Origin of the sequence: Mangrovimonas sp. YM274, assembly GCF_030908385.1 — a bacterium.
In the GTDB taxonomy this organism is placed as follows: Bacteria; Bacteroidota; Bacteroidia; order Flavobacteriales; family Flavobacteriaceae; genus Mangrovimonas_A.
Window position 1 is genome coordinate 1,505,375 of record NZ_CP133091.1, and the last position, 13,241, is coordinate 1,518,615.

A 13,241-nucleotide genomic window follows, 5' to 3' on the forward strand; every position below is an offset into this window, starting at 1 on the left:
TTTAGTTTATTTTATATTAAAAAAAGAGCCGCTATTAATAACTAGCGGCTCTTTTTTTGTGTCTATTTTAAGGATTATTTCAGGCTATTAAGAGCTATTTGCTTTGTGTAGGTACCCTTTGAACTTTCAATAACAATTAAATATGTTTGATTTACTGTTTTTGTAAATGGAATGTCGGCTTCATTTGTATTTATATTTAATTTATTTAAGATTCTTTGTCCAGCCATATTGTAGATAGAAACATGTTCTATTGTGTTGCCTTGAGAAGTCTTGATTTGTAATTTTTGTGAATATTGCGAATAGGTTATTTGGGCGGGTTCAATTTGGTTGTTTTTTAATCCTAAAGTGCCATTTGAACTATTTACGAACGTAATTTCATTAATATTATTGGAAAAGGTAATGTAGTATCTGTCCAAATGATCTCCACTAGTTAATTGTTTTGAATAATTAGCATCGTTAATTTGTGTAAAAGTATTTAGTATAGAGTCGTAAATGTATACATTAATTTCGGTATCAAAATTTTCTAGATTGTTCAAAGCTATTTCTATTTCACCTGAATTATCCAAAAACATGGCAAGTGGATAGGACTTTGTGGCATTAAAAGCACCAACACCTTGAACCTCATAATTTTGATTGTTAATTCGCCAGTTTAAGTCATCTGGTAAATTCTCGATATTGGGAGCGTCGTAACCATAATCAATGCCATCCGTTGCAGAATTGTCTGAGGTAAATGCCAATAATAAATGTCGAGTGTATCCAAGAGGCGTTACAAAATCAATGCGTACTCTTTGAATTGTACTGTTAGTAGATTGCGTGGTGTTATTGTCTGCTATTGCAAAATTAAAAGCACATAGCACTGAGATTAGCGAAAGTAGAGTGGTTAGTTTTTTCATTTTATTGGGGTAAAATAATTATGCTTTGTTTTGTACGATAATATGTGGAGACATGTAGAATAACTGTATTTAAAATAAAAAAATTGGATAGAATGTATGTTTAATACCGTATTATAGGGAATAAAAAAAGCAGCCCTTTAGGCTGCTTTTTTGTAGGTAAATTGTTTTTAATTGAGTTTAATAACAATTTTTTTGTTGATTGCTCCCTTGTCTGTAACTACTTTAATAATGTAGTTACCATCAGCAATCTTTTTTACAGGAATTTTAAATTCACTTGAAATAGTTGTGTTTGTAGCATTCCAAGATTTTACTTTCTGGCCAATAATGTTAGTAAGATATACTTGTTTTACATTCAGGTGCTCTTGTGTTTTGATGTAAATCTCTTCACTACTGTTGAGGTAGTTTATAACGATGTTTTGTAGGTTCTTGTTATTTACAGTAAGAGTGTCATCTGCTTCAAATGTAATGTAGAATCTATTTTCATAGGTTCCTGTATCCAATTGTATTTCAAAAGCATTTTGATTTATCTGTGTATAAATGCCTGTTACGGAGTCAAAAACAAACACATTAGTTTCTTGTTCAAAGTTCTCTTGCTCACGTAACACTATTTTGAGGTTTCCACTTTGAGCCATTACCACATTTAAAGGGTATTGTTTGGAGGAATCAAAAGCGCCTACTCCTTGGATGATATAATTCTCTCCGGAAATGTTCCATGAAACGTCGGTGCTAAAGGAGTCCTTGTTCTTGGCGTCATACCCAAAATCAAAATTATCACTAGCCTCATTATTGTCAACAAACCCAAGCAATAAATTTCTCACTATATTATTGGGTGTTGAGGCGCTCAATCGGATCCGTTTAATTTCATTTTGAGACTCTTCCTGTTCTTGGTTTTGATCGGTGTTGGCGGTTCTCATGAATGTGGATGTTCCAGAGCCGGTTTCTCTTTTGAACACTCTTTGGTCATTTTCAAATTTAATTTGCCCTCCTGTTCCTGGTTGAGATGCGTGTACTACAAATCCTTGACCAACAGGTATGTATTGACCGGGTGTTACATTTGAAAATCCTTCGCCACTGCCTTGATAGCCGTCTTCAGTAATTGGTGGGGCCGAAGGAATTTCTCCCCCCGTTAAATTGTAGACAGCGAAGCCGCCTTCATATTCGGAAACATTATGCGAATTGTTGGAGGCATAATGAACCCAAAAATAGAGGGCGCCATCAAAAGCACTTGAAGTTTCAGGGTTTGCAGCGGAGTTGTAATCGGAATTGGCAATACTGTTTGGAATATTGTCCTTGATAAATTCATCAGCATCAAGAGCACTTGGATAGGGATTTCCAATTAGAAATTCTTCCCCATTGCTAAATTCTGTAGAGCTGTTTTGAATAGTACCATTGTGAGGTTTACCTTTGAATACATAATTCTGATAGGCTCCACTAGCTCCACTTCCTTTCATGGTATAACCATTACCGGTAGGTATACTGCCATAACTAGCCATATGATTCCATTGTAAATAGGTGTTGGAAACTGCATTGTAAGTATAGATCCAACGATTGGTAATGGATAATGGCGGTCCAGGGTTAGAATTGTGGCCTTCAATCCAATTTATAGTCTGAGGTGAGGCTGCATTGGTACCGTCCATTAAAACATCAGCAACGGTATAATCTGTATTGTTTGCTGTTGTATTCTGAGGACTCACAGGGCTACTCCAATAATTATAGTTATAGAGATTACTAGTCCCTTGTTGGTCTCTTTCGATATATCCTCCACTGGAGAGATCCAATTCGCTGTCATTCAATTGGTCTATGTTGTATCGCTTTTGAATCAATTGGGATTCACCTACTAAATCTATTTGTCCGTTTAATTTAAGATAATGGGTGATCCAAAGTCCATGGCCATCGTTGGTTTCGTCCTCAGCCCCGGTTCCCGTTATAGTCAGCTCATTGGAATCCACTAATAAGCCTAAAAGGGTAACGTCTTGAGCATCACTAGTCACATCATGCGTTGTTTCAACAATATTCCAATCAATCATGGTGCCGTTAATACCTGGGCTATTAGGATGATCCCAAACAGGATAATTGGTCCAAGGTGAAGCTGATGTATTATCATTATTCCAATCCCCAGTTTGAACAGTTGTATAAGGGAGTGGAGCGGTTTCTTGTTGGTTGGAGGTAATATTTTTTAAGCGACCATTCGCTCCTAAGGCAAAATTTGGTGATAGGTTACCACAAGCAATATCCATACGGTAATAGCCTTCTAGATTAGACCATAACAACGGATTGTCATCAATCCCATCTTGATTAGCATCTGGACCGTTTATTTTTGTACCTAAAACCACACCTCCAACATCCGAACCTAAAGGCTCGATTTCTTGGTTCATCATTTGTCTAATGTGTTCAATTGACAAGGCTTTGTTCCAAATACGCAATTCATCTATCCAGCCATTAAAGTGATTGGTAGGAACTGTGGAAGAGGCTTGGGCCATGGCCCCTAAAATAGCTTTGTAATTATTGTTTGAAGGCTGACCGCCACCTCCAACTTTTATTAATATACCATCAATATAAAGTCTATATTGATTACCTGCTCGAGTTAATGCTAGATGATACCATCTAGATGTGTCTAGGGTATAGGGAGAAGAATTTAAGAATCCACTTTGATTCCAACGAAATTCTACAATACCAGAATTGTTTATTCGTAAATCGTATCCATGCGCCCCACCAGTGAAGTTAGCGTCTCTTTTAGAGAAGATAGATTGAATTCCTCCTATTGTTTCAGGTTTCACCCATACTTCAATGCTAAAATCACCACTATCTAAATCATAATTATTTTTTCCGAAATCTACATAATCGTCTCCACCATCAAAATCAACCAAATCACAATTTATAATTTCAATGGTCATATCACTCGAACAGCCATTAACCGTCCAAGTTAAGGTATATGTGCCAGCATCTCCTGTAAATATTGCGTCAGGATCATTGATATCAGAAATTGAGAAATTACCACCACAGGTACTACTTTCAGTAATGGCCCATTCCCCTGCAATCTCTGTATCATCTATAGCTCCTTCATCATCACAGGTTAAACAATTGTTGGGGAGTGTAAAGGCTCCCTTAGCGGCATTTTCAGAGGCCGTCAATCTATTGTCATAGGCATTCAGCTGAACGGTATCTTGGCCACATTCTGCAGGGGTAAACGTAATATCTTCACCAGCATATGCATAGGATACTTTTATTTCAACTAAATCGGTACCTTCTTCGTCGTAGGATCTACAACCATTAATCAATGCTGTTGCGCCATAATTATGGCGTCCTGGAACCTCAGGAACAAAGGAAATAGGTACTTGGGTTTGGCCAGTTACAATTGGGGCTTCACTAGGGTCTCCTATACCATCAGTCCATTCCAATTCTGTATCCACAAAGACCTCTTGATAAACAAAAATGTTGTCCATGGCCCAGGCACTTTGGTCAGTAGTACCGGTAAAAGACCATCTAATCCTTACATTGCTCTCGCCTATATAGGCATCAAGAGGAATAGAAGTGTTATCTGTTTGGAAGTTGTATTCAGTTGGAGTTGACCCGGCCACAGATTCTGCAGTTCCTGCTGTGTACCAATCTACGTCACCAGTTCCTGGAGCATGCATTAGTACTAGTGTGGAATAGTTTACACCTCCATCGGTAGATATTTCAATAATGGCATAATCTTGATCAGAAAAATAGTATGCTTGATCAAAATCCAAACTTGCGCCTTCCACATCGGATAAATCCATAATAGGAGTCTCTAGAGTTGTTGGAGTGGCTCCATTATATTGATTAGAACTGAAATCGCCATAAGCTATGGTGTATTTTCCTTCGTTCGAACAGTAAACAATATTGCCGTTTGTTTGATTGTTACAGGTTTTTGCGGACCAATTCCGTGGTTTAGTTGCACTTCCTCCAGCTGTAAATCCACCTGTCTCGCCATCAACCAACCAGCCATCGGGATCTTGGGTATTTAGCTGACCTTGATTGAAATCTCCCGGAGGATAGTCAGGAAATGCCTCTTCCGTCGCTACGTAATTACTTGTTGCTAGTAGATTGACATCATCTCCTAAGCAATAGTTGGTATCGGCATCTAAATTTTCAATTGTGGGAGCAGATCCAGGAGGTAAAGATCTAACATAAAACAGACTAGAATACACGCTGCAATTTTCTACTTGAATTAAAACCCTGTAATAGGTAGACTCCAATTCGCCAATTGCGAAAGTTATTGAATGGTTATCATTTGTATTGGAAATGATATCCCAAACACCTTCGTTTACTGCAAATTGTTCCCATTGTATTATTGTTCCTACTTCACCAACTAAATCTAAATCAATATTAATTTCAACTTCACAGGAGGAGATATCAATTTGGTTGGAAAAAACGGTCCCCTCAAATGTACCTTCTAGCGTACCACCATTAATATTTGGAGGTGTGAGTGTGATATTTTGGGATTGTATGGTGACGTTGCCATTACTATCTATAAATTCCCAATCGATCGTTTCCGTTCCCGAAAAGGAAAATGGAAACACAAAATCAGGGGATAAAGTTCCTTCAATGATTCCATCGCAACCATCTGTAGCAGTAGGGATGGTTAATTCTGAAATGTTTGAAATTTGACACCCAGAAAAAGACAAGTCTGGTAAAGAAGCATTATCAGGTATAGGACCTGCGCTATCGGCAATGGTTATATCTTGTGGTACAATAATGTAGTTACCCGAGTTGTCCTCGAAAGTCCAGTATATGGTTTCTGTTCCTACTGTATCAAAAATTAAACTAACATTAGAGGTGGCTGTTATCTCTCCGTCACAATTATCATTGGTTGTTGGAGGGATTACTTCTATATAACAATCTGCTATAATCGGATCTAAGATAGGTGTTTCTGGTTCTTCTCCATCCAATACTGTTACAGTAAAGGAGCAGGTAGCTGTATTGCCTGCAGCGTCAGTTACTACGAATGTGTTAGTTGTTGTGCCCTTTGGAAAAACACTACCAGATGGCAAACCTTCTGTCTGTATCGTTGTTGGCCCTGTACAGTTGTCTGAACCCATTGGAGTAAAATAGGTTACTTCAGCACCACAAATACCAAAATCATTGGTTGTCACAATATTACTTTGGCATGAGATAGTTGGCGGTGTTGTATCTTCAACGGTTACGATCTGTGTACAGATAGTCGTTAAACCAGCATTATCGGTAACGGTCCATGTTACAATTGTCTCTCCAAGCGGGTATGTTGCAGGGGCATCATTGGTAACACTGGCCACTCCACAATTATCGGAAGTGATAGGGGAGCCAAGGGCTACTCCAGTAGACACACAGGATGCGTTGGCACTTACGGTAACATTCTCTGGACAGGTGATGGATGGGTTTTCATCATCCATTACAGTTATGATTTGTTCACATTGAACTGTATTCCCACTATTATCGGTAGTAATCCATGTGATGGTAGTATCCCCAATAGGGAACAGATAGGTTGTAGGGTTAATAGTAGCCCCTCCTATTTGTGCTATGGTGGAGGCGATACCGCAATTGTCATTAACTGTTGGTATTCCAATAGCTACGGTTGTGTTACAGTTGCCTGTTCCATCGTTACTTGTGTTTTCTGAGATATTCCCTGGGCAGGTTATGATTGGAGACGTGTTGTCCACTACCGTCACTGTGAATGAACAGTTTGTAACAACTGAGTTTCCAGAGGCATCTGTATAAGAATATACTATGGTGTAAGGCGAACCGCTGACATTTACTGTGGTACCCGGAGTTGGTCCTGAAACTAGAGTAGCGGTACCGGTTCCGTCACAGTTGTCGTTAAATGTTGGTGGAGTATAGTTTAATGTTACTCCGCAGTCAGTACCCCCGTCAGAGTCTGTGTAAAGTGTAAGGTTTGTTGGGCAGCCTGCCAGTGTAGGTGCGATGTTGTCCTCAACGGTAACGGTAGCGGTGCATGTTGCCGTATTGTTATTGACGTCCGTTACGGTAAGTGTCACGTTGTTGGTGCCTATGTTGTCACATGTGAAAGCTGTTTGGGAGGCTGATATTGAATCGATCCCACAGGCATCAGACGACCCTCCATCAATGTCTGCGGCTGTAATGGTTGCATTGCCTGAGTCATCAAGCAGAACAGTTATGTTTTGACATACTGCTGTAGGTGCGATGTTGTCCTCAACGGTAACGGTAGCGGTGCATGTTGCCGTATTGTTATTGACGTCCGTTACGGTAAGTGTCACGTTGTTGGTGCCTATGTTGTCACATGTGAAAGCTGTTTGGGAGGCTGATATTGAATCGATCCCACAGGCATCAGACGACCCTCCATCAATGTCTGCGGCTGTAATGGTTGCATTGCCTGAGTCATCAAGCAGAACAGTTATGTTTTGACATACTGCTGTAGGTGCGATGTTGTCCTCAACGGTAACGGTAGCGGTGCATGTTGCCGTATTGTTATTGACGTCCGTTACGGTAAGTGTCACGTTGTTGGTGCCTATGTTGTCACATGTGAAAGCTGTTTGGGAGGCTGATATTGAATCGATCCCACAGGCATCAGACGACCCTCCATCAATGTCTGCGGCTGTAATGGTTGCATTGCCTGAGTCATCAAGCAGAACAGTTATGTTTTGACATACTGCTGTAGGTGCGATGTTGTCCTCAACGGTAACGGTAGCGGTGCATGTTGCCGTATTGTTATTGACGTCCGTTACGGTAAGTGTCACGTTGTTGGTGCCTATGTTGTCACATGTGAAAGCTGTTTGGGAGGCTGATATTGAATCGATCCCACAGGCATCAGACGACCCTCCATCAATGTCTGCGGCTGTAATGGTTGCATTGCCTGAGTCATCAAGCAGAACAGTTATGTTTTGACATACTGCTGTAGGTGCGATGTTGTCCTCAACGGTAACGGTAGCGGTGCATGTTGCCGTATTGTTATTGACGTCCGTTACGGTAAGTGTCACGTTGTTGGTGCCTATGTTGTCACATGTGAAAGCTGTTTGGGAGGCTGATATTGAATCGATCCCACAGGCATCAGACGACCCTCCATCAATGTCTGCGGCTGTAATGGTTGCATTGCCTGAGTCATCAAGCAGAACAGTTATGTTTTGACATACTGCTGTAGGTGCGATGTTGTCCTCAACGGTAACGGTAGCGGTGCATGTTGCCGTATTGTTATTGACGTCCGTTACGGTAAGTGTCACGTTGTTGGTGCCTATGTTGTCACATGTGAAAGCTGTTTGGGAGGCTGATATTGAATCGATCCCACAGGCATCAGACGACCCTCCATCAATGTCTGCGGCTGTAATGGTTGCATTGCCTGAGTCATCAAGCAGAACAGTTATGTTTTGACATACTGCTGTAGGTGCGATGTTGTCCTTAACGGTAACGGTAGCGGTGCATGTTGCCGTATTGTTATTGACGTCCGTTACGGTAAGTGTCACGTTGTTGGTGCCTATGTTGTCACATGTGAAAGCTGTTTGGGAGGCTGATATTGAATCGATCCCACAGGCATCAGACGACCCTCCATCAATGTCTGCGGCTGTAATGGTTGCATTGCCTGAGTCATCAAGCAGAACAGTTATGTTTTGACATACTGCTGTAGGTGCGATGTTGTCCTCAACGGTAACGGTAGCGGTGCATGTTGCCGTATTGTTATTGACGTCCGTTACGGTAAGTGTCACGTTGTTGGTGCCTATGTTGTCACATGTGAAAGCTGTTTGGGAGGCTGATATTGAATCGATCCCACAGGCATCAGACGACCCTCCATCAATGTCTGCGGCTGTAATGGTTGCATTGCCTGAGTCATCAAGCAGAACAGTTATGTTTTGACATACTGCTGTAGGTGCGATGTTGTCCTCAACGGTAACGGTAGCGGTGCATGTTGCCGTATTGTTATTGACGTCCGTTACGGTAAGTGTCACGTTGTTGGTGCCTATGTTGTCACATGTGAAAGCTGTTTGGGAGGCTGATATTGAATCGATCCCACAGGCATCAGACGACCCTCCATCAATGTCTGCGGCTGTAATGGTTGCATTGCCTGAGTCATCAAGCAGAACAGTTATGTTTTGACATACTGCTGTAGGTGCGATGTTGTCCTCAACGGTAACGGTAGCGGTGCATGTTGCCGTATTGTTATTGACGTCCGTTACGGTAAGTGTCACGTTGTTGGTGCCTATGTTGTCACATGTGAAAGCTGTTTGGGAGGCTGATATTGAATCGATCCCACAGGCATCAGACGACCCTCCATCAATGTCTGCGGCTGTAATGGTTGCATTGCCTGAGTCATCAAGCAGAACAGTTATGTTTTGACATACTGCTGTAGGTGCGATGTTGTCCTCAACGGTAACGGTAGCGGTGCATGTTGCCGTATTGTTATTGACGTCCGTTACGGTAAGTGTCACGTTGTTGGTGCCTATGTTGTCACATGTGAAAGCTGTTTGGGAGGCTGATATTGAATCGATCCCACAGGCATCAGACGACCCTCCATCAATGTCTGCGGCTGTAATGGTTGCATTGCCTGAGTCATCAAGCAGAACAGTTATGTTTTGACATACTGCTGTAGGTGCGATGTTGTCCTCAACGGTAACGGTAGCGGTGCATGTTGCCGTATTGTTATTGACGTCCGTTACGGTAAGTGTCACGTTGTTGGTGCCTATGTTGTCACATGTGAAAGCTGTTTGGGAGGCTGATATTGAATCGATCCCACAGGCATCAGACGACCCTCCATCAATGTCTGCGGCTGTAATGGTTGCATTGCCTGAGTCATCAAGCAGAACAGTTATGTTTTGACATACTGCTGTAGGTGCGATGTTGTCCTCAACGGTAACGGTAGCGGTGCATGTTGCCGTATTGTTATTGACGTCCGTTACGGTAAGTGTCACGTTGTTGGTGCCTATGTTGTCACATGTGAAAGCTGTTTGGGAGGCTGATATTGAATCGATCCCACAGGCATCAGACGACCCTCCATCAATGTCTGCGGCTGTAATGGTTGCATTGCCTGAGTCATCAAGCAGAACAGTTATGTTTTGACATACTGCTGTAGGTGCGATGTTGTCCTCAACGGTAACGGTAGCGGTGCATGTTGCCGTATTGTTATTGACGTCCGTTACGGTAAGTGTCACGTTGTTGGTGCCTATGTTGTCACATGTGAAAGCTGTTTGGGAGGCTGATATTGAATCGATCCCACAGGCATCAGACGACCCTCCATCAATGTCTGCGGCTGTAATGGTTGCATTGCCTGAGTCATCAAGCAGAACAGTTATGTTTTGACATACTGCTGTAGGTGCGATGTTGTCCTCAACGGTAACGGTAGCGGTGCATGTTGCCGTATTGTTATTGACGTCCGTTACGGTAAGTGTCACGTTGTTGGTGCCTATGTTGTCACATGTGAAAGCTGTTTGGGAGGCTGATATTGAATCGATCCCACAGGCATCAGACGACCCTCCATCAATGTCTGCGGCTGTAATGGTTGCATTGCCTGAGTCATCAAGCAGAACAGTTATGTTTTGACATACTGCTGTAGGTGCGATGTTGTCCTCAACGGTAACGGTAGCGGTGCATGTTGCCGTATTGTTATTGACGTCCGTTACGGTAAGTGTCACGTTGTTGGTGCCTATGTTGTCACATGTGAAAGCTGTTTGGGAGGCTGATATTGAATCGATCCCACAGGCATCAGACGACCCTCCATCAATGTCTGCGGCTGTAATGGTTGCATTGCCTGAGTCATCAAGCAGAACAGTTATGTTTTGACATACTGCTGTAGGTGCGATGTTGTCCTCAACGGTAACGGTAGCGGTGCATGTTGCCGTATTGTTATTGACGTCCGTTACGGTAAGTGTCACGTTGTTGGTGCCTATGTTGTCACATGTGAAAGCTGTTTGGGAGGCTGATATTGAATCGATCCCACAGGCATCAGACGACCCTCCATCAATGTCTGCGGCTGTAATGGTTGCATTGCCTGAGTCATCAAGCAGAACAGTTATGTTTTGACATACTGCTGTAGGTGCGATGTTGTCCTCAACGGTAACGGTAGCGGTGCATGTTGCCGTATTGTTATTGACGTCCGTTACGGTAAGTGTCACGTTGTTGGTGCCTATGTTGTCACATGTGAAAGCTGTTTGGGAGGCTGATATTGAATCGATCCCACAGGCATCAGACGACCCTCCATCAATGTCTGCGGCTGTAATGGTTGCATTGCCTGAGTCATCAAGCAGAACAGTTATGTTTTGACATACTGCTGTAGGTGCGATGTTGTCCTCAACGGTAACGGTAGCGGTGCATGTTGCCGTATTGTTATTGACGTCCGTTACGGTAAGTGTCACGTTGTTGGTGCCTATGTTGTCACATGTGAAAGCTGTTTGGGAGGCTGATATTGAATCGATCCCACAGGCATCAGACGACCCTCCATCAATGTCTGCGGCTGTAATGGTTGCATTGCCTGAGTCATCAAGCAGAACAGTTATGTTTTGACATACTGCTGTAGGTGCGATGTTGTCCTCAACGGTAACGGTAGCGGTGCATGTTGCCGTATTGTTATTGACGTCCGTTACGGTAAGTGTCACGTTGTTGGTGCCTATGTTGTCACATGTGAAAGCTGTTTGGGAGGCTGATATTGAATCGATCCCACAGGCATCAGACGACCCTCCATCAATGTCTGCGGCTGTAATGGTTGCATTGCCTGAGTCATCAAGCAGAACAGTTATGTTTTGACATACTGCTGTAGGTGCGATGTTGTCCTCAACGGTAACGGTAGCGGTGCATGTTGCCGTATTGTTATTGACGTCCGTTACGGTAAGTGTCACGTTGTTGGTGCCTATGTTGTCACATGTGAAAGCTGTTTGGGAGGCTGATATTGAATCGATCCCACAGGCATCAGACGACCCTCCATCAATGTCTGCGGCTGTAATGGTTGCATTGCCTGAGTCATCAAGCAGAACAGTTATGTTTTGACATACTGCTGTAGGTGCGATGTTGTCCTCAACGGTAACGGTAGCGGTGCATGTTGCCGTATTGTTATTGACGTCCGTTACGGTAAGTGTCACGTTGTTGGTGCCTATGTTGTCACATGTGAAAGCTGTTTGGGAGGCTGATATTGAATCGATCCCACAGGCATCAGACGACCCTCCATCAATGTCTGCGGCTGTAATGGTTGCATTGCCTGAGTCATCAAGCAGAACAGTTATGTTTTGACATACTGCTGTAGGTGCGATGTTGTCCTCAACGGTAACGGTAGCGGTGCATGTTGCCGTATTGTTATTGACGTCCGTTACGGTAAGTGTCACGTTGTTGGTGCCTATGTTGTCACATGTGAAAGCTGTTTGGGAGGCTGATATTGAATCGATCCCACAGGCATCAGACGACCCTCCATCAATGTCTGCGGCTGTAATGGTTGCATTGCCTGAGTCATCAAGCAGAACAGTTATGTTTTGACATACTGCTGTAGGTGCGATGTTGTCCTTAACGGTAACGGTAGAAGTACAATTAATAACTTCGCTTCCGTCACTAATTAATGTTACAGTTAAATCTACGATAATAGGTGTTCCAATATCAGTACAATCAAAAGTGTATTGACTAATTGTTATATCATAAATAAAATCATCTGCATAAGTCCCATCCTCAATATCATCTGGAATAATAGTAGCGTTGCCTGTATTATCCAAATAAACAGTTATATCTTGGCAGGGAGCATCAGCTAATGCTACTCCATAAGTTGATTGGGTAACAGATACTAGAGTATTAGTATCAACTTCGGTATCCATTATTATGGATACATTGTTTAAACTAATATAGTTGTCTATTGGGTTGGTTTTAGCGTAAGAAAAATTGGCGATAACGAGAATGGCCAATTGGACATAGTAGGTGTAGATTTGTTTCATGTAGCAAAGTTGGTTCGTTAGGCTATAACCACATTCATAAAATGTTATAAAGTTGGTTTATTTAAAAATATCTACTTATTATAGAATATATGTGCAAACATACTAGTAAGTAACTTTATGAGTGAAAATTCTCGATAAAGTGTCTTGTTATTTCTATAACAGTCATTTAAATCGAGGTGCAATATAATTAAAAATCGATAAAACGTATAATAAATTCGATAAAATACATTTTAGTGTAGAATAAAGAGGGGATTCATGGATTTAAAAGAGTGTCTTTTGTTGGTGTCTGGTGAAACGTATTGTTTTGAAAAGTTATAAATAAACATCAATAAATTATGAGTTTGAAATAGTTATAACGATAAAACCATTTTCTGTGAATAGACAAGCGGTATAATAATAAGTGAAATGGGCAAAAACTTTGTGGTTTTGCCCATTTTCAATATTCTCAATTTCTTAAGTTGATGGTTTTCTTCTGTTG

Annotated in this window: 2 protein-coding genes; both read right to left on the reverse strand. The window is 41.9% G+C overall.

Annotated elements, in window-relative coordinates:
• Positions 1-74: 74 nt before the first annotated feature.
• Complete coding sequence (locus RBH95_RS06610; RefSeq protein WP_307901892.1) at positions 75-893, reverse strand: hypothetical protein; 819 nt, start codon at positions 891-893, stop codon at positions 75-77.
• Positions 894-1,060: 167 nt separating this feature from the next.
• Positions 1,061-12,763: an HYR domain-containing protein gene (locus tag RBH95_RS06615; protein ID WP_307901893.1), complete on the reverse strand. Its 11,703-nt coding sequence runs from the start codon at positions 12,761-12,763 to the stop codon at positions 1,061-1,063.
• Between the last annotated feature and the right edge of the window lie 478 nt (positions 12,764-13,241).

Excerpts from the sequence above, each read along its gene's own strand:
- RBH95_RS06610 (WP_307901892.1), bottom strand. The coding sequence starts at position 893 with ATGAAAAAACTAACCACTCTACTTTCGCTAATCTCAGTGCTATGTGCT.
- RBH95_RS06615 (WP_307901893.1), bottom strand. The coding sequence starts at position 12,763 with ATGAAACAAATCTACACCTACTATGTCCAATTGGCCATTCTCGTTATC.